This is a genomic window from Pseudomonas sp. W22_MBD1_FP4 (assembly GCF_052113765.1).
In the GTDB taxonomy this organism is placed as follows: Bacteria; Pseudomonadota; Gammaproteobacteria; order Pseudomonadales; family Pseudomonadaceae; genus Aquipseudomonas; species Aquipseudomonas sivasensis.
Genome location: NZ_JBGQOI010000008.1, coordinates 55,946 through 73,336, shown reverse-complemented (window position 1 = coordinate 73,336; position 17,391 = coordinate 55,946). Strand labels below are relative to the sequence as shown.

The window sequence follows — 17,391 nt, the reverse complement described above, 5'->3', positions numbered from 1 at the left end:
CCTTAAAGATAAATGATGTCTGTGCCGTCGTGATCGACGGTGAAATTAATGGCAAAACGCCGCGACGGCAGAGGCCGGTCGCGGCGCTAGGTATTGCAGCGTCAGGCGAAAATCTTATTCGATCTGGCCGTGGCAGTGTTTGAATTTCTTGCCCGAACCGCAGTAGCACAGTTCGTTGCGGCCCAGCTTCTGGTCATTGCGAACCGGCGCCTGAGCCAAGGCCACATCGACCTCTTCGCCCAACACCTCAGGCGCTTCCAGACCCGGCGCTTCGTCGTGCTGGAACTGCATGCGCGCAGCCAGTGCCTCGGCCTCCTGACGCAGGCGAGCTTCTTCCTCGATCGGGTCTTCGCGGCGCACCTGAACGTGGGACAGCACGCGAATCGAATCGCGCTTGATCGAATCCAGCAACTCGGAGAACAGCGTGAAAGACTCGCGCTTGTACTCTTGCTTCGGGTTCTTCTGGGCGTAACCACGCAGGTGGATGCCGTGACGCAGGTGGTCCATGGTCGACAGGTGGTCTTTCCACAGGTCGTCCAGCACGCGCAGTACGATTTGTTTCTCGAAGGTGCGCAGTGCTTCGGCACTCGCCTGCTCTTCTTTCTCGTTGTACGCGGCCAGCAGCTCGGCCATCAGCTTCTCGCGCAGCGTCTCCTCGTACAGGTGATCGTCTTCGTCGAGCCATTGCTGGACCGGCAAGTCGACACCGAAGTCGCTCTTCAACGCGGCTTCCAGACCAGCAACATCCCACTGCTCTGGCAGGGACTGTGGCGGGATGTGTGCACTGACGGTCGCGTTGAGCACGTCCTGACGGAAATCGGCGATGGTCTCGCCAATGTTGTCAGCGGCCAGCAACGTGTTACGCATGTGATAAATCACTTTACGCTGTTCGTTGTTGACGTCATCGAACTCAAGCAGTTGCTTACGAATATCGAAGTTACGGCCTTCAACCTTGCGCTGGGCCTTCTCGATGGCGTTGGTCACCATACGGTGCTCGATCGCTTCACCGGACTGCATACCCAAGGCTTTCATGAAGTTCTTCACCCGATCCGAGGCGAAGATGCGCATCAGGCTGTCTTCCAGAGACAGGTAGAAGCGGCTGGAACCGGCGTCACCCTGACGGCCGGCACGACCACGCAGTTGGTTGTCGATACGGCGCGATTCGTGACGCTCGGACGCGATCACCTGCAAACCACCGGATTCGAGCACGGCCTGGTGACGTTTCTGCCAGTCAGCCTTGATCTGGGCGATCTGCTCAGGGGTAGGGTTGTCCAGGGAGGCGACTTCCACTTCCCAGTTACCGCCCAACAGGATGTCAGTACCACGACCGGCCATGTTGGTGGCGATAGTCAGTGCGCCTGGGCGACCGGCCTGGGCAATGATCTCAGCTTCTTTTTCGTGGAACTTGGCGTTAAGAACCTTGTGCTCGATACCTTCCTTGTTGAGCAGGTTAGACACGTGCTCGGAAGTCTCGATGGTGGCGGTACCCACCAGAATCGGGCGGCCCTGGGCCATGCCGTCCTTGATGTCGTTGATGATCGCCGCGTACTTCTCTTCGGCGGTCAGGAACACCAGGTCATTGAAATCTTTACGCGCCAGCGGCTTGTTCGGTGGGATCACCATCACGGCCAGGTTGTAGATCTGATGGAATTCGAACGCTTCGGTGTCCGCAGTACCGGTCATGCCGGACAGTTTGTTATACAGACGGAAGTAGTTCTGGAAGGTGGTGGAGGCCAACGTCTGGCTTTCGGCCTGAATGTTGAGCATTTCCTTGGCTTCGATGGCCTGGTGCAGGCCTTCGGACAGACGACGACCCGGCATGGTACGGCCGGTGTGTTCGTCAACCAATACCACTTGGCCATCTTGCACAATGTATTCGACGTTGCGATGGAACAGCTTGTGGGCGCGCAGGCCCGCATACACGTGGGTCAACAGGCCCAGGTTGTGCGCCGAGTACAGGCTCTCGCCTTCAGCCAGCAGGCCGATCTGGGTCAGCATGTCTTCGACGAACTGGTGACCGGCTTCGTTGAGTTCGACCTGGCGGGTCTTCTCGTCGATGGAGAAGTGACCTTCTTTGGTCACAACGCCTTCCACTTCTTCGATGTGCTGCTCCAGACGCGGGATCAACTTGTTGATCTCGGTGTACAGGCGCGAGCTGTCTTCGGCCTGGCCGGAGATGATCAGTGGGGTACGGGCTTCGTCGATGAGAATGGAGTCGACTTCGTCGATCACGGCAAAGTTGAGTTCACGCTGGAATTTTTCATCCATGCTGAACGCCATGTTGTCGCGCAGGTAGTCGAAACCGAATTCGTTGTTGGTGCCGTAGGTAATGTCGCACGCGTAAGCCGCGCGCTTCTCTTCCGGCGGCTGGAACGGCGTTACTACGCCGACGGTCAGGCCGAGATATTCATACAGCGGGCGCATCCAGTTGGCGTCCCGGCGAGCCAGGTAGTCGTTCACTGTCACAACGTGCACGCCCTTGCCGGACAGTGCGTTGAGGTAAACACCCAGAGTAGCTACCAGGGTCTTGCCTTCACCGGTACGCATTTCGGCAATCATGCCTTCATGCAAGGTCATACCGCCGATCAACTGGACGTCGAAGTGGCGCATGCCCATGACACGCTTACCGGCTTCACGGGCAACCGCAAAGGCTTCGGGAAGCAGCTTGTCGAGGGTTTCACCTTTGGCTATGCGGGCCTTGAACTCTTGGGTCTTGGCGCGCAATTGCTCGTCCGACAGGGCAACCATCTGCTCTTCGAAGGCATTGACCAGCTGCACCGTCTTGAGCATGCGTTTGACTTCGCGCTCATTCTTGCTTCCAAAAAGTTTCTTTAACAAAGGCGCAAACATATCGGCAGGTTCTTCCACACATAGGGATGGAGGGCGCACCGTGAGTGGCCCGAGCAGCCCTCACGGCCGCATGCGAACGCGCATTCTACCCGGAATCGTGGGTGAGGAAAGTGGCGTTGTTCCCCGATGCTGGCATGGTGCTGTGAGAGGGCTTGTTTAAAATAAGGGCTTTTGCGCGAACTTCAACCCATGGAGCCGATTGATTTCCTGGGAAACCGCCCGGCAATGCATTGTCAGGGGCCGCGCAGACGCATTCTGCTAAGATGGCCGCTCTGTTACTTAAGGTGTCCAATCATGGCATTTCGCCCTCTTACAGCCCGCGCGCCCAGCGTGTTGCTTCGCGAAGCCAAGCCGCTGAAAGCCATCTTTGGCCATGCGCAACGCTTGGGCCATTTGCAACGCCTGCTCGAAAGCCAACTACAACCCGCCGCCCGCGAGCATTGCCACGTGGCGTCGTGGCGTGAAGGTAATTTGCTATTGATTGTCACCGACGGTCATTGGGCGACCCGTTTGCGCTATCAGCAAAAACGCCTGCAGCGTCAATTGATGGCATTCGATGAGTTCGCCAGCTTGACGCGTATCCAGTTCAAGGTACAGCCACCGACCGTGCAGCAAGGCGCAGTCGGACACACTCTGGACCTGTCGGAGCATGCGGCCGAGACGATTCAGGCCACGGCCGACGGCATCAACGATCCAGGCTTGCGCGCCGCGCTTGAGCGCTTGGCCGCCCATGGCAAGCCCAAGGCCTGAGGCACTACTTGCGCTTACTGCCGCCCAGCAAAGACCCCAACAAACCACGCACCAATTGACGCCCCATCTGGTTGGCCGCCTGCTGCATCGCTGACTTCAGCGCCTTGCCTGCGGTTGTTCCAAGGAACGCCCCAGCTTTGTCCGTGAAGCTGGGCTCCTCGGCGCCCTGCCGAGGCTCTTCGTTAGGCCCAAGCTCCTTGCGCGCCATCAACACTTCATAGGCGGACTCCCGATCAATCGGCTTGTCATAGCGACCCTGCAACGGTGAAGTGGCCACCAATGCGGCACGCTCTGCCGCACTGAGCGGCCCGATGCGCGATTGCGGCGGCGCGACCAATACGCGCTGAACGACCTCCGGCGTGCCTTTTTCCTGCAGCGTACCCACCAATGCCTCACCGGTGCCCAGCTCAGTCAAAACCGATAACGCATCGAATGTCGGGTTGGGGCGGAAGCCGTCCGCTACCGCCCGCAAGGATTTCTGCTCTTTCGTGGTGAACGCCCGCAGGCCGTGCTGCACCCGTAAACCGAGTTGCGCCAGCACGGTATCCGGCAAGTCGCCCGGCGATTGAGTGACGAAATACACCCCCACCCCCTTGGAACGAATCAGCCGCACCACTTGCTCCAAGCGATCTTGCAAAGCCTTGGGAGTGTCGGCAAACAAGAGATGCGCTTCGTCGAAGAACAGCGCCAGCAGCGGTTTGTCCGCATCACCGCGCTCCGGAAGTTGTTCGAACAATTCTGCCAACAGCCACAACAGGAAGGTCGCATACACCTTCGGCGCTTCATGCACCAGGCGGCTAGCGTCCAACAAGTGAATACGTCCGCGCCCATCGCCTGTGGGCTGCAAGATGTCTTCAAGCTGCAAGGCCGGCTCACCAAACAACGCCTCGGCACCCTGCTGTTCCAAGACAGCCAAGCGCCGCAACAGCGCCTGACTGGAGCCTGTGGTCATCAGCGCCGCGTCTTCGCCAAGCAGTTCCGGGTGGTAGCGAAGGTGATTGAGAAGTGCCTTGAGATCCTTGAGATCCAGCAGCAATAGGCCTTCGCGATCCGCCACCTTGAATGCGGCGTAAAGGGCCGACTGCTGGCTGTCAGTCAGCTCCAACAAACTGCCAAGCAACAACGGCCCCATCTCACTGATGGTGGTACGCAACGGATGACCGGACTGCCCGTGGATATCCCACAGCGTGACGGGGTAAGCCTTGGCCGTGTAATTAAGGAAAGGCATCCCGGCAATACGCTCGGCAACCTTGCCCTGAGGGTTGGCGGCGGCACCCAGGCCACAGAGGTCGCCTTTGATATCAGCCGCAAATACCGCGACGCCCGCATCACTGAAGGCTTCGGCCAGGCGTTGCAACGTGACGGTCTTGCCTGTGCCCGTGGCGCCGGCGATCAACCCGTGGCGGTTGGCAAGGCGCATGGCCTGGGCAATTGGCTGGCCATCAAGACCGGCACCGATAAGAAGTTGTGTGGAGTCAGGCATTTCGTCACCCATGGTTAATCTTTAGTGCCGCCAGGTCGATAAGAGAGATGTGAGACCCATAAAGTCTAAAAATCGCTCAGATATCTCCTACAGGGACCAACGGAAATATCAAACTTTTTTTACGCTACCCTTCCGCGTGTTCCACAAGGACGCGCTTTGGATATTAAGACCTTAGCGGACCCTTCAAGCTATGAATAAAAATCTGCGTTTCAGCCACAAGATCCTGCTTGCAGCCTCCCTTATCGTCATCGCGGCCTTCGCTCTATTCACCCTCTACAACGACTACCTGCAACGTAACGCCATTCGTGAAGACCTCAACAGCTACCTGCACGAAATGGGCGATGTCACCGCAAGCAACATTCAAACCTGGCTCACCGGGCGTATTGCGCTGGTGGAAAACGCTGCACAAAACATCGCTATCAACCCTGAGCCTTCGACCGTTGCCAGCCTGCTGGAACAGAAAACCCTGACGTCGTCCTTCATGGCAACCTACGTTGGTGACAGCAAAGGGGCCTTCACCATCCGCCCCGACACCAAGATGCCGGATGGCTTCGACCCACGTGTTCGCCCCTGGTACAAGGGCGCCCAGAGCAGCAACGGCTCGACGCTGACCGAGCCGTATATCGACGCCGCTACAGGTCAATTGATCATTTCCATCGCCACCCCCAGCGCCAAAGGCGGCCAGAGCATTGGCGTGGTGGGCGGCGACCTGAGCCTGCAAACCCTGGTGGATAACATTGGCGCGCTGAACTTCGGTGGCATGGGCTACGCGTTCCTGGTCAGCGCCGACGGCAAAGTGCTGGTACACCCGGACAAAGGCCTGGTGATGAAAACCCTGGCCGACATGTATCCAAAAAACACGCCGAAGATCAGCGGCGACTTCAGTGAAGTTCAAGCCAATGGCAAGGACAACATCGTGACCTTCACACCGATCAAAGGCCTGCCGTCGGTGAACTGGTACCTGGGTATTTCGGTGGATAAAGACAAATCCTTCGCCATGCTCAGCGAATTTCGCACCTCAGCGGTGATCGCCACGATCATTGCCGTAGTGATCATCATTGCCCTGCTGGGCATGCTGATTCGCGTCCTGCTGCAACCGCTGCATGTGATGACCCGCGCCATGCAGGACATCGCCGACGGCGAAGGTGACCTGACGCGTCGCCTGACCATCCAGAACCACGATGAGTTCGGCATCCTGGGTAATGCCTTCAACAGCTTCGTAGAGCGTATTCACACGTCCATCCGCGAAGTGTCCTCGGCCACCGAGCAGGTGAATGAAGTAGCACTGCGGGTTGTCAGCGCATCCAACTCGTCGATGGTCAACTCCGACGAACAGGCCAACCGCACCAACAGCGTGGCTGCTGCCATCAATGAACTGGGCGCCGCAGCTCAGGAAATCGCGCGTAACGCCGCGCAAGCCTCCAACCAGGCCAGCGATGCGCGGCATTTGGCCGAAGACGGTCAACAGGTGGTTGAGCGCAATATCAAGGCGATGACTGAGTTGTCCGCGATGATCAGCGCCTCCAGCAGCAATATAGAAGCGCTTAACAGCAAGACAGTGAACATCGGCCAGATTCTCGAAGTGATCACCAGCATTTCCCAGCAAACCAACCTGCTGGCACTGAACGCTGCGATTGAAGCGGCACGTGCCGGTGAAGCAGGACGCGGGTTTGCAGTCGTCGCCGACGAAGTGCGCAACCTGGCACACCGCACCCAGGAATCGGCGCAACAAGTACAAAAGATGATTGAGGAACTTCAGGTCGGCGCCCGGGAGTCGGTCAGCACCATGAGCGAAAGCCAGCGACACAGTCATGACAGCGTGGAAATCGCTAACCTGGCCGGTGAGCGTCTTAACAGCGTCACCCAACGTATTGGGGAAATCGACGGCATGAACCAGTCGGTGGCGACTGCCACTGAGGAGCAGACCTCGGTCGTGGAGTCGATCAACATGGACATCACTGAAATCAACACCCTCAATCAGGAAGGCGTGGAAAACCTGCAATCGACCCTGCGCGCGTGCTCCGACCTGGAACAGCAAGCGGCGCGGTTGAAACAATTGGTGGGCAGCTTCCGGATCTGATTCGCTTTATTTTGCGGCGGGATCTAACTTGGCCTGCTCGCGTTCCCATAACTCGGCGGCACCGGGAAATTCGGTGCCGTCCTCACTGTCCAGATCCTCCGGGTCGTAACGGCTCAAGCACCCCTCACCTAGTGTCGATGGTGCTTTGGAGGTGGCTTTTTCCAGTGGGTCACTCATCGATCAATCCTCAACGACAGACAAAGAAAAAGGGCCTGCAACGATTTAACGCCCAGGCCCTTTTTTCTTCAATCAAAACGGCTTGATCAGAACACGACGGTCTTGTTGCCGTGCACCAGCACGCGGTTTTCCAGGTGGTAACGCAGGCCACGGGCCAGCACCATCTTCTCGACATCGCGACCGAAGCGCACCATGTCCTCGATGCTGTCGCTATGGCTGACACGCACTACGTCCTGCTCGATGATCGGGCCGGCATCCAGCTCTTCGGTGACGTAATGGCAAGTTGCACCGATCAACTTCACGCCACGCAGAGACGCCTGATGGTAAGGCTTGGCCCCCACAAACGACGGCAGGAAGCTATGGTGAATGTTGATCACCTTGCCGGCGTATTCGCGGCACAGTTCCGGCGGCAGGATCTGCATGTAGCGCGCCAGCACCACCACGTCAGCCTCATGCTGCTTCACCAGGCGAGAAACCTCGGCGAATGCAGGCTCCTTGTCCTGAGGGTTGACCGGCACATGGTAGTAAGGGATGCCATGCCACTCGACCATGCTGCGCAGGTCGTCATGGTTTGAGATTACGCACGCGATCTCGCAGTCCAGTTCGTCACTGTGCCAGCGGTGCAGCAAGTCGGCCAGGCAGTGAGATTCGCGGCTTGCCATCAACACCACGCGCTTCTTCTGCTCGGTGTCGGTGATATGCCAAGTCATCGAGAACTCTTCAGCGATTGGCGCAAATGCCTCGCGAAAAGCCTCAAGGCCAAAGGGCAGTGTGTCGGCACGAATTTCGTGACGCATGAAGAACCAACCGCTGAGATTGTCCGAGTGATGGCTCGCCTCAGTAATCCAGCCGTTATGGGAGGCCAGAAAATTACTGACCTTGGCAACGATGCCGACCCGGTCCGGGCAAGCAATCACCAGCCGAAAAGTGCGCATTAGGGGGAAACTCCAGAACTTCGCAAAGGCCGCCATTCTAGCGATTGTGCAGAAAAACTGCAGTATTCAATGAGCCTTATTCTGATCCGCCCCCGAGGCACATCCCTTAATAGCGTATGGTTTTACCACCCCTATATGAACGAACAGCGCAGGCTGACGCAGTTATACAAAAAATTAACGGCATTATCTTCAGGTGCATCACCTACTTAATTAACTCGATTGCATAGCGCATTCACAAACATTCAAAGTAATTCACCTAAATGCAGTCTTAAATGTTTACTTGAGCAAATCGCCTGACTATTATTAGGCCACTATCCCTGTCAATCAGCGTTCTACATAAGGTAGTCCACATGTCTCTGATCAACGAATACCGCGCCACCGAAGAAGCTATCAAAGAGCTGCAAGCTCGTTTGAAGAACCTGTCCCAAGACGACAAACTGAAAACCGAGCTGGAATTCGAAGGCAAACTGCGCACCCTCATGGGTGAGTACTCCAAATCCCTGCGTGACATCATCGCGCTGCTGGACCCAGAGTCGAAAGTTAAAGCTCCACGTGGCACTGTGAAAACTACCGGCACCAAACGTGCTCGCAAAGTCAAACAATACAAAAACCCGCACAACGGCGAAGTGATTGAAACCAAAGGTGGCAACCACAAAACTCTGAAAGAGTGGAAAGCCAAGTGGGGCGGTGACGTGGTTGAAGGTTGGGCTACCCTGCTGGGCTAAGCTTCACCAGGTCTGCGCCTGATGCGCGACCCATTAAAAACGCCAGCATGCTGGCGTTTTTTATTGATCGTATTTTTTACAAACCTCTATCACAGGTCCATACGAGCAGCTAAAGAGTCGGCATATTCCTGCCATTGCTCCAGCACCTGCTGCTGAAACGGCGTCGCACTAACCATCAACTCCAGTCGCGCTTGATTAAATGCCTCAAGGGTATTCGGTGCGCCAAATTCGGAATTTGACAAACGTTGCTGACAGAAAAATTTCCAGCGTTGTAGCTCTTCGCTGTTCAACGTATCGGGGAAGTTACGCGCCCGGTAGCGAAACAATAATTCAGGCAGACGGTGATCATCAAAAGGCCACTGCTGACGAGCTAATTGCGCAGGTTCAGCCACGCGAATTTGCTCACATAACCGTCGATCACGATCCCCGATAAAACCCTCGTAAAGCTGCTGTTCGGGATCGACACTCGGTGCAAAGCCTTCCTCGCCGTAAATAACTGCCAATTTATCGAGCCAAAGTTCCTGTGCGTCAGTTAGCCGCAGAGCCCGTGACTGGAAAACATTCATGTCCAATTGCAGGCGCTCACGATCTTCGACCCGCAGTACGTTCAAGGGCGCAACCACGGGGCAGCGGTTGATATGCACCAGTTTGAGCGGTACCGGCAACTCACCTTCTGCGAGCTCATCACGGCGGGTGTACAAGCGTCGACGCAAAATGTCGGCATCCATATCCAGCAGCCCCTGAGGATCGAGCCCAAGGTCGCAGACAATCAGCGCGTTGCGGTTGCGCGGGTGCCAGGCCAGGGGCAGCACAATGCCCAAGTAATGACGTTCGGCGGAAAACCGCCCGGAGATATGCACCATCGGTTGCAGCAATCGCACTTGGTCCATTACCCGTTGTTTGCTGCGTAGTTGAAACAGCCAATCATAAAGCTTGGGCTGTTTCTCGCGCACCAATCGAGCCAGGGCGATTGTGGCGCGCACGTCGGATAACGCATCGTGGGCCTGACCATGGTCGATACCATTGGCGGCAGTCAGACGCTCAAGCTTGAGGGTCACGCGCCCGTCCTGCTGCGGCCACTCGATACCTTCCGGGCGCAGGGCATAAGCGGTGCGAACCACGTCGATCAAGTCCCAACGACTATTACCGCCCTGCCATTCGCGCGCATAAGGGTCGAAAAAATTGCGATACAGGCTGTAGCGCGTCATTTCATCGTCAAACCGCAACGTGTTATAGCCGGCACCGCACGTCCCCGGAGCCGCCAGTTCGGCATGTACGCGAGTCATGAAATCAGCCTCGGCCAGGCCCTTTTCGGCCAGAATGGCAGGGGTGATCCCGGTAATGGCACAGGCGGCGGGATGGGGCAGAATATCGTCGCTGGGCTGGCAGTAAATGTTGACCGGTGGGCCGACCTCGTTCAGTTCGAGATCCGTACGAATGCCAGCTACCTGGAGCGGTCGATCGCTACGCGGGTTGATGCCGGTGGTTTCGTAGTCGTACCAGAAAATGGAGGTCACGGGCTATTCCTGTGCTGAAGATCCACAAAGTCTAGGCGTTGAGCCCTGTTCGGGGCCAGCACCAAATAACCTGTACAAACATCCAGCAAAACCTTGAATAGTTGCTTCCATCGCCGACGCTGTTAGCATCCGTGCCACCCAGCCGCTCTGCACTGCCAAGGATCGCGATGCCATCAATCCCATTGGATACCCGCTACCAGATCGAGACCCCAGAAGGAATCGACCTGCCACTGCGCCCCGCCGGCTTGGTGCCACGGGCGCTGGCATTTGCCTTCGACCTCGTCGCCCGCGCAGTGATAATGGGCGTACTTCTGGTGCCACTGGCCCTGCTCGGCAATATTGGTATCGGCCTGGGCTCGCTGCTGCTGTTCCTGGTCAGTTGGTGGTACATGGTGCTGTTCGAGGTGCTCAATCAGGGCTGCTCACCGGGTAAACAGGTTATGGGCTTGCGGGTCGTGCAGGACGACGGCACGCCCATCAGTTGGTCAGCCTCGCTGATCCGCAACCTGCTGCGGTTTGTCGACATGCTGCCGTTCGGCTACTTTCTTGGCGCGATCAGTTGCCTGCAACACCCTCACTTCAAACGCCTTGGTGACCTGGCCGCCGGCACCCTGGTGATCTACCGAGAACAGCCCCTGAAACGCCCCCAGGTGCCTCAAGCTGTAGCACTGCGCTTACCGTTTGCCCTGGACCTGAGTGAACAGCGGGCGATCCTGGGTTTCGCGGAACGCCAAGGCGAACTCTCCGCCGAGCGGGTACACGAACTCGCTTCCATCCTCGCAACGCCGCTTCAAGTCTCCCCCGCCCGTGCCGTGGAGCAACTCAATGGCTTGGCCCGTGGCCTGTTGGGGCCAACATGAAACAGAGCCTCTTCGAAAGCCGTTACCAACCGCAATGGCAAGCCTTTGCCGAACAACTGAAACAGTTGGAACAAGGCAAGGCCAAGGCCGGTGACATGGCCGATTTCCCTCACCAATACCGGCGTCTATGCCAGCACCTGGCCCTGGCCCAGGAGCGCGGTTACAGCAGTTACCTGGTGGACCCGCTGCAACAACTGGCGTTGCGCGGACATCAACAACTCTATCGCCACCGCAGCCAATTGGCGGCGAAAGTGCTGAGCTTTGTGCTGGCCGACTTTCCGCGACAGGTGCGGGAACAGTGGCGCTTCGTGTTGATTGCCAGTCTGCTGTTCTTTGGCAGCCTGCTGAGCATTGCCTTGCTGGTCTATCTGTTTCCCGACCTGATCTACAGCATTGTCAGCCCCCAGCAAGTGGCGGAGATGCAGGGCATGTATGACCCCGATGCCAGCCGCTTGGGTCGAGCCGCCGAGCGAGCATCGAGCGAAGACTGGATGATGTTTGGCTACTACGTGATGCACAACATCGGCATCGCCTTCCAGACATTCGCCGCCGGGTTGCTGTTCGGCTTGGGCAGTGTGTTTTTCCTGATATTCAACGGGCTGATCATCGGCGCGATTTCCGGGCACCTGACTGAAATCGGCTATGGGCAGACCTTCTGGTCATTTGTCATCGGCCATGGTGCCTTTGAGTTGACGGCTATCGCCCTCGCTGGCGCCGCAGGCTTGCAACTGGGCTGGGCGCTGATTGCACCTGGGCAACTGACACGAAGCGAATCCTTGCGACTTGCCGCTCGCGAGAGCGTGCAACTCCTGTGCGGCGTCATGGTGTTTCTACTGATCGCAGCCTTTATCGAAGCCTACTGGTCTTCCACCACCCAGGTAGCCCCTTGGATCAAATACCTGGTGGGCGCTGCACTGTGGCTGTTGGTGGGCGCTTACCTGACCTTTGCCGGAAGGGCTCGCCATGCCTCTGAGTGATGCCAGCGTAGTGATTCGCCCACGCACCGCCTGGGAGGCCATGGATCTTGGCGTATTAATGGCCCAGGAACATCGCTTGCTGTTGATGGGGAGCTGGGCGCTGGTGACCCTTCCGGTTTTTGCGTTGCTCACCGCACTGCTATGGAATTACCCCTCCATGGCCATGTTCCTGTTCTGGTGGTTGAAACCGGCTTTCGACCGCTTACCTTTATATATCCTCTCCACAGCCCTGTTCGGCGAAGCGCCTAGCCTCAAGCAGGCTGTGCGCCAATGGCCAAAACTGCTTAACAGCCAACTGCTGGCCAGCCTGACCTGGCGCAGACTCAGCCTCAGCCGCAGTTTTGTGATGCCGGTCAGTCAGCTTGAAGGCATGGACGGCCAGGCGCGTCAGCAACGCCTGGGTGTACTGCTGCAGCGCAACGCCGGCGCCGCTCGCTGGTTAACCACTGTCGGGGTGCACCTGGAAATCGGCCTATGGTTTGGCTGCATGGCGCTGTTCTATCTACTCATCCCGCAACAACTTGAACTGGATTGGGATTGGCAGCGGTTGGCGCTGGCGACCGGCTCCGAAGCGGTGTGGCTGGAGCATCTGGGCAACGCGTTCTACGCCTTGATTCTGGTGTTTTGGGAGCCCGTCTATGTCGCCTGTGGCTTCAGCCTTTATCTCAATCGTCGCACCGTGCTGGAAGCCTGGGACCTGGAACTGGTATTCCGCCGCCTACGCCAGCGCCTGAGCAATGTGGCGTCACTTTTATTACTGGCGTTAGGGCTGACATTACTGCCATACACCCCACCCGCCATGGCTGATGAAAGCAAACCGCTGAGCCCTGAAAGCGCAAGCCAGTCAATCCATTCGCTGCTGGAAAAGCCCCCGTTCAAAAACCCGGAAACCGTCACCCGCTATCGCTTTGGTGAGGAAAAGCCCGCCGTTAAAAACAAGGCACACGGTGACGGCAAACTTCCGGCGTGGCTGCAGACACTCTTGGATAACCTCAACAGCGATACTTTCAAGCATGTGGCCCAAGGCCTGGAAGTGCTGCTGTGGAGCGTACTTATCGGCGGCCTGGCCCTGTTGGTGTGGCGCTATCGTGACTGGCTACGCACCTTTGTCACCCGGCGCGGACCACGCGGCCCCAAAGCAGCCAGGCCAGTGCCCGCACAACTTTTCGGCCTCGAATTGGGCACCGAGACCTTGCCCACGGATATCGCCAGCACTGCAGAACAACTCTGGCCTAGCCAACCACGGGAAGCCCTGGGTCTTTTGTATCGTGGTCTTCTGAGCCGCTTGTTGCATGACTTCAACCTGCCACTTAAAAACGCCGACACTGAAGGCCAGGTGCTGCAACGCGTTTACCTGCTGCAGCAACCGCAACTGCTGGCGTTCAGTGAAGAGTTGACTCGGCACTGGCAAAACCTAGCCTACGGCCATCAACTCCCACCCGCCTCAGCCCAGCAAAAATTATGCAGCGATTGGCGTGCCCTGTTCAGCTCGGAGGGCGCCCGATGAACCGTTTTTTATTAGGGATAGGGTTGCTCCTGGCATGCCTGCTTACTGCGGGCGGATTTTACGCCTGGAGCAAAGCGACCCCCTATGAAAAAGTGGTGGACCGTGGCCCCGCCCCGGAAGCCCTTGCCAACCCCTATCTGGCTGCCGAATATTTTCTGCGCCAGCAAGGCCTGGCCGTGGCACATGCCAATAGCCTCGAACGCTTGGCCACCCTGCCCGCCGCCGGCAATAGCCTGTTGTTACTGGGCGAACGTAGCAACATGTCGCCACGCCAGGTAGGGCAACTGCTGGATTGGGCCAAATCCGGCGGACATCTATTGTTAGTGGCCGAAGCGCTGTGGGATGAAGAGACCGGCAAGAGCGGCGACCTGTTGCTAGATCGCCTGCATATCCACCAGACGCTGAGTGACGACCCCGAAGAACCCGCACCGGCCCGTAAAAACAAAACGCCAGACCTGACCAAGCTCTATGTCGACAATGACACCGCTCCGGCCTACTTCAGCTTCGACACTGACTTCAACCTCATCGACCCCAAGCACATGGCACAATTTTCAGCCAATAGCGCCAGGTCTAGCCACCTGATGCAACTTAACCTCGGGCAAGGCCGCGTTACGGTAATCACCGACAGCGAATTGTGGAAAACACCCGATATCGGCAAACACGACAATGCCTGGCTGCTGTGGCACCTGAACCAGGGGACTGCCGTGACTTTGTTGTTCAACAGCGACGTGGATGATCTGTTCACCCTGCTGTTGCGATATTTCCCCCAGGCGGTGGTAGCACTCATTGCGCTGATAACCCTCGTACTCTGGCAGGCGGGTATGCGCCAGGGCCCGATCCAAGCCCCCGCCTCGAAGGCGCGCCGGCAGTTGCACGAACACCTGAAAGCCAGCGCCGACTTCCTGCTGCGCCGCAGCGGCCAAGGCACGCTACTGAAGGCTTTGCAGCACGACATCCTACGTGCGGCCCGACGCCGCCATCCAGGCTTCGAACATCTCGACAACTCAGAACAATGGCGGGTACTGGAACACCTTACGCGCCAACCCTCTCACGTCATCAGCCAGGCCCTCGGCCCACTCCCGGCAAAACGGCTTTCCAGCGCCGATTTCAGCCGGCAGGTGGCATGCCTGCAAACTCTCAGGAATGCCCTATGAGCGAATTTCCCAGCGCTAACACCCTGTCCGGTGAAGCCTTACAGCACGCCAGCCAGCAAGCCCAGGCCTTGCGCATGGAACTGCGCAAGGCGGTGATCGGGCAGGATCAGGTGATCGATGATGTGCTGACTGCACTGATCGCCGGCGGCCACGTATTGCTTGAAGGTGTACCCGGGCTGGGCAAGACCTTGCTGGTACGCGCCTTGGCCCGCTGCTTTGACGGCGACTTCGCGCGGATTCAGTTCACCCCTGACCTGATGCCCAGCGATGTCACTGGCCATGCCGTGTACGATCTGCACACCGAGCAATTCAAGCTGCGCAAGGGACCGGTATTCACCCACCTGCTGCTGGCCGACGAAATCAACCGCGCCCCGGCCAAGACCCAGGCCGCCCTGCTCGAAGCCATGCAGGAACGACAAGTAACCCTCGAAGGTGAAGCGCTGCCCATCGGGCAACCCTTCATGGTGCTGGCCACCCAGAACCCTATCGAGCAGGAAGGCACCTACCCCCTGCCAGAAGCCGAGCTGGACCGGTTCATGCTCAAGGTACGCATGGACTATCCCGACGCGCAGCAGGAACTGGATATGGTGCGCGAAGTGACACGCTCTTCACGGGCCGACATGCTGGATGTGCAACCGTTGCGCACCGTGCTACAGGCCGAAGATGTGCTGCAACTGCAACAGATCGCCAGTGAGCTAGCCCTGGATGAACACGTACTCGACTATGCCGTGCGCCTGGCACGAGCCACCCGCAGTTGGCCAGGTCTCGCCATCGGCGCAGGCCCGCGAGCTTCCATCGCACTGATCCGCGGCGCCCGCGCTCGAGCATTGTTGCGCGGGGGCCAGTTCGTTACGCCGGATGACGTCAAGAGCTGCGCTCTTGCAGTACTCCGTCATCGCGTACGTATAGCGGCAGAACTGGACATCGACGGGCTGGAGGTCGACCAGGTACTCAAACAGTTACTCGACCAGATTGCAGCTCCCCGGCAATGAATCGCCCATGAAACCGACCCGCCTGTTATCAGTTTGGCTTGGCGTACTGCTGGGCTTGAGCATCCTGCTAGGCACTGCAACCGCCTTGCAGTTCAAGGTGCCCGCCACCTTGCACTCGGTGGCGTGGGGCTTGCTCCTGGCGCTGTTGCTGCTGGCCTTGCTGGACGCCGCGCGACTGCGCCGTCGACCGTCGCCTCGTGTGCATCGGCATATGCCCGGCAGCCTGGCGCTGGGTCGCTGGGGCGAAGTACGTCTGGCCCTGGAACACGACTCCTCGCAGGCGCTGACGGTTCAGGTGTTCGATCACGTCCCCGATGGGTTGAGCATGGAGAACATGCCCCAATCCATTGAGTTGCGCCCCGGTGCACGCAGTGAACTGGGCTATCGCCTGCGGCCCCTGCGGCGAGGGCATTTTACGTTCAGCCGCTGCGAAATCCATCTGCCCAGCCCATTGGGGCTCTGGTCCGCCAGGCGCTTCATCGAAGTCGAGGATGCCACCCGCGTCTACCCAGACTTCGCTCGCCTGTACGGGGCACAACTGCTGGGGGTGGATAACTGGTTGAGTCAACTGGGAGTGCGTCAACGTCAGCGTCGCGGTTTGGGGCTGGAGTTTCATCAGCTGCGCGAGTTTCGTGAGGGCGACAGCCTGCGGCAGATCGACTGGAAAGCCACGGCGCGGCAACGTATCCCCATCGCAAGGGAGTATCAGGACGAGCGCGACCAGCAGATCGTGTTCATGCTCGATTGCGGCCGACGCATGCGCAGCCAGGATGATGAGCTGTCCCATTTCGACCACGCACTCAATGCCTGCCTGCTGCTCAGTTACGTGGCCTTGCGCCAGGGCGATGCCGTGGGGTTGTGCACCTTTGCTTCTGACCAGCCACGCTACTTGGCGCCTGTCAAAGGGAGCAGTCAGTTGAACCTGCTGCTCAATGCGGTATATGACCTGGACACCACTCGTCGAACTGCCGACTACGAGGCGGCGGCCAGTCAACTGCTCTCTAGGCAAAAGCGTCGGGCATTGGTGATTGTGGTCAGTAATCTGCGAGACGAGGACGATGAAGCGCTACTCTGCGCCGTCAAGCGCATCAGTCGCCAACATCGGGTAATGGTAGCCAGCATGCGAGAGGAAGTGCTCGATCTACTGCGCCAGTCCCCTGTGCAAACCTTGCCCGAAGCCCTGGCCTACAGCGGCACTGTCGACTACCTCAATACCCGGAATGAACTGCACGACCGCTTGAACGCCCACGGCCTGTCGGTGTTGGATACGTTGCCATCAGACATGGGAGCAGCCTTGGTGACACGCTATCTGGATTGGAAGAAAGCGGGAGTGTTCTGAAAAAAGCGTACGACTACGGCTGGACAGCAACACCCCAGCCGCGTC

General features: G+C 58.2%; 14 protein-coding genes and 1 pseudogene. 10 read left to right on the top strand and 5 right to left on the bottom strand.

Translation table 11 applies throughout. The features are described 5' to 3' along the window. Positions 1-114 precede the first annotated feature (114 nt). On the bottom strand, positions 115-2,850 hold the full coding sequence (secA, locus tag ACEN2T_RS12510) for a preprotein translocase subunit SecA (protein ID WP_032890888.1): 2,736 nt from the start codon (positions 2,848-2,850) through the stop codon (positions 115-117). Between the two features lie 294 nt (positions 2,851-3,144). Between secA and ACEN2T_RS12505 the strand changes: the two genes are divergently transcribed. Then, positions 3,145-3,600, top strand: a complete 456-nt coding sequence (locus ACEN2T_RS12505; RefSeq protein WP_032890886.1) for a DUF721 domain-containing protein — start codon at positions 3,145-3,147, stop codon at positions 3,598-3,600. A gap of 4 nt (positions 3,601-3,604) precedes the next feature. On the opposite strand, the gene ACEN2T_RS12500 is transcribed toward ACEN2T_RS12505, so the two are convergent. Next, positions 3,605-5,083: a helicase HerA-like domain-containing protein gene (locus ACEN2T_RS12500; RefSeq protein ID WP_032891084.1), complete on the bottom strand. Its 1,479-nt coding sequence runs from the start codon at positions 5,081-5,083 to the stop codon at positions 3,605-3,607. Between the two features lie 190 nt (positions 5,084-5,273). Here ACEN2T_RS12500 and ACEN2T_RS12495 point away from each other — a divergent pair. Next, a pseudogene (locus ACEN2T_RS12495) lies at positions 5,274-6,305 on the top strand (HAMP domain-containing protein); the annotation flags it as partial. A 93-nt stretch (positions 6,306-6,398) separates the two neighbouring features. Beyond that, entirely contained in the window at positions 6,399-7,163 is a 765-nt protein-coding gene (locus ACEN2T_RS12490; RefSeq protein WP_371260758.1) for a methyl-accepting chemotaxis protein, read from the top strand. A 6-nt stretch (positions 7,164-7,169) separates the two neighbouring features. On the opposite strand, the gene ACEN2T_RS12485 is transcribed toward ACEN2T_RS12490, so the two are convergent. Both ACEN2T_RS12485 and purU read right to left on the bottom strand, forming a co-directional pair. Beyond that, positions 7,170-7,340: a hypothetical protein gene (locus ACEN2T_RS12485; protein WP_442116809.1), complete on the bottom strand. Its 171-nt coding sequence runs from the start codon at positions 7,338-7,340 to the stop codon at positions 7,170-7,172. 86 nt (positions 7,341-7,426) lie between these two features. Beyond that, on the bottom strand, positions 7,427-8,275 hold the full coding sequence (gene purU, locus ACEN2T_RS12480; protein ID WP_442116808.1) for a formyltetrahydrofolate deformylase: 849 nt from the start codon (positions 8,273-8,275) through the stop codon (positions 7,427-7,429). A 350-nt stretch (positions 8,276-8,625) separates the two neighbouring features. On the opposite strand from purU, the gene mvaT reads away from it, so the two are divergent. Further along, positions 8,626-9,000: a histone-like nucleoid-structuring protein MvaT gene (gene mvaT / locus ACEN2T_RS12475; protein WP_198760571.1), complete on the top strand. Its 375-nt coding sequence runs from the start codon at positions 8,626-8,628 to the stop codon at positions 8,998-9,000. An 89-nt stretch (positions 9,001-9,089) separates the two neighbouring features. Here mvaT and sbcB read toward each other — a convergent pair whose 3' ends face one another. Further along, positions 9,090-10,517 carry an exodeoxyribonuclease I gene (sbcB, locus tag ACEN2T_RS12470; protein WP_442116807.1) on the bottom strand — a complete coding sequence of 476 codons (1,428 nt, stop codon included), beginning with the start codon at positions 10,515-10,517 and terminating at the stop codon, positions 9,090-9,092. 167 nt (positions 10,518-10,684) lie between these two features. Here sbcB and ACEN2T_RS12465 point away from each other — a divergent pair, with 167 nt between their 5' ends. Genes ACEN2T_RS12465 through ACEN2T_RS12440 form a run of 6 tightly spaced genes read left to right on the top strand, consistent with a single transcriptional unit; the run spans position 10,685 to position 17,346 of the window. Next, on the top strand, positions 10,685-11,377 hold the full coding sequence (locus tag ACEN2T_RS12465; protein WP_099602761.1) for an RDD family protein: 693 nt from the start codon (positions 10,685-10,687) through the stop codon (positions 11,375-11,377). Continuing rightward, positions 11,374-12,354 carry a stage II sporulation protein M gene (locus tag ACEN2T_RS12460; protein ID WP_099602760.1) on the top strand — a complete coding sequence of 327 codons (981 nt, stop codon included), beginning with the start codon at positions 11,374-11,376 and terminating at the stop codon, positions 12,352-12,354. The genes ACEN2T_RS12465 and ACEN2T_RS12460 overlap by 4 nt, the downstream gene beginning before the upstream one ends. Continuing rightward, positions 12,341-13,861 carry a DUF4129 domain-containing protein gene (locus ACEN2T_RS12455; RefSeq protein WP_442116806.1) on the top strand — a complete coding sequence of 507 codons (1,521 nt, stop codon included), beginning with the start codon at positions 12,341-12,343 and terminating at the stop codon, positions 13,859-13,861. The genes ACEN2T_RS12460 and ACEN2T_RS12455 overlap by 14 nt, the downstream gene beginning before the upstream one ends. Beyond that, positions 13,858-15,015 (top strand): DUF4350 domain-containing protein, encoded by a 1,158-nt coding sequence (locus ACEN2T_RS12450; RefSeq protein WP_099602758.1) that lies wholly within the window; start codon positions 13,858-13,860, stop codon positions 15,013-15,015. The genes ACEN2T_RS12455 and ACEN2T_RS12450 overlap by 4 nt, the downstream gene beginning before the upstream one ends. Beyond that, complete coding sequence (locus ACEN2T_RS12445) at positions 15,012-16,007, top strand: AAA family ATPase (protein ID WP_099602757.1); 996 nt, start codon at positions 15,012-15,014, stop codon at positions 16,005-16,007. The genes ACEN2T_RS12450 and ACEN2T_RS12445 overlap by 4 nt, the downstream gene beginning before the upstream one ends. 7 nt (positions 16,008-16,014) lie before the next feature. Continuing rightward, a complete protein-coding gene (locus tag ACEN2T_RS12440; protein ID WP_442116805.1) occupies positions 16,015-17,346 on the top strand; it encodes a DUF58 domain-containing protein in 1,332 nt (443 codons plus the stop codon). The last annotated feature ends 45 nt before the right edge of the window (positions 17,347-17,391 follow it).

What these genes read in the sequence shown, in the direction of transcription:
- secA (WP_032890888.1), bottom strand. Translation starts at nt 2,850, where the DNA reads ATGTTTGCGCCTTTGTTAAAGAAACTTTTTGGAAGCAAGAATGAGCGC.
- ACEN2T_RS12505 (WP_032890886.1), top strand. Translation starts at nt 3,145, where the DNA reads ATGGCATTTCGCCCTCTTACAGCCCGCGCGCCCAGCGTGTTGCTTCGC.
- ACEN2T_RS12500 (WP_032891084.1), bottom strand. Translation starts at nt 5,083, where the DNA reads ATGCCTGACTCCACACAACTTCTTATCGGTGCCGGTCTTGATGGCCAG.
- ACEN2T_RS12490 (WP_371260758.1), top strand. Translation starts at nt 6,399, where the DNA reads ATGGTCAACTCCGACGAACAGGCCAACCGCACCAACAGCGTGGCTGCT.
- ACEN2T_RS12485 (WP_442116809.1), bottom strand. Translation starts at nt 7,340, where the DNA reads ATGAGTGACCCACTGGAAAAAGCCACCTCCAAAGCACCATCGACACTA.
- purU (WP_442116808.1), bottom strand. Translation starts at nt 8,275, where the DNA reads ATGCGCACTTTTCGGCTGGTGATTGCTTGCCCGGACCGGGTCGGCATC.
- mvaT (WP_198760571.1), top strand. Translation starts at nt 8,626, where the DNA reads ATGTCTCTGATCAACGAATACCGCGCCACCGAAGAAGCTATCAAAGAG.
- ACEN2T_RS12465 (WP_099602761.1), top strand. Translation starts at nt 10,685, where the DNA reads ATGCCATCAATCCCATTGGATACCCGCTACCAGATCGAGACCCCAGAA.
- ACEN2T_RS12460 (WP_099602760.1), top strand. Translation starts at nt 11,374, where the DNA reads ATGAAACAGAGCCTCTTCGAAAGCCGTTACCAACCGCAATGGCAAGCC.
- ACEN2T_RS12455 (WP_442116806.1), top strand. Translation starts at nt 12,341, where the DNA reads ATGCCTCTGAGTGATGCCAGCGTAGTGATTCGCCCACGCACCGCCTGG.
- ACEN2T_RS12450 (WP_099602758.1), top strand. Translation starts at nt 13,858, where the DNA reads ATGAACCGTTTTTTATTAGGGATAGGGTTGCTCCTGGCATGCCTGCTT.
- ACEN2T_RS12445 (WP_099602757.1), top strand. Translation starts at nt 15,012, where the DNA reads ATGAGCGAATTTCCCAGCGCTAACACCCTGTCCGGTGAAGCCTTACAG.
- ACEN2T_RS12440 (WP_442116805.1), top strand. Translation starts at nt 16,015, where the DNA reads ATGAAACCGACCCGCCTGTTATCAGTTTGGCTTGGCGTACTGCTGGGC.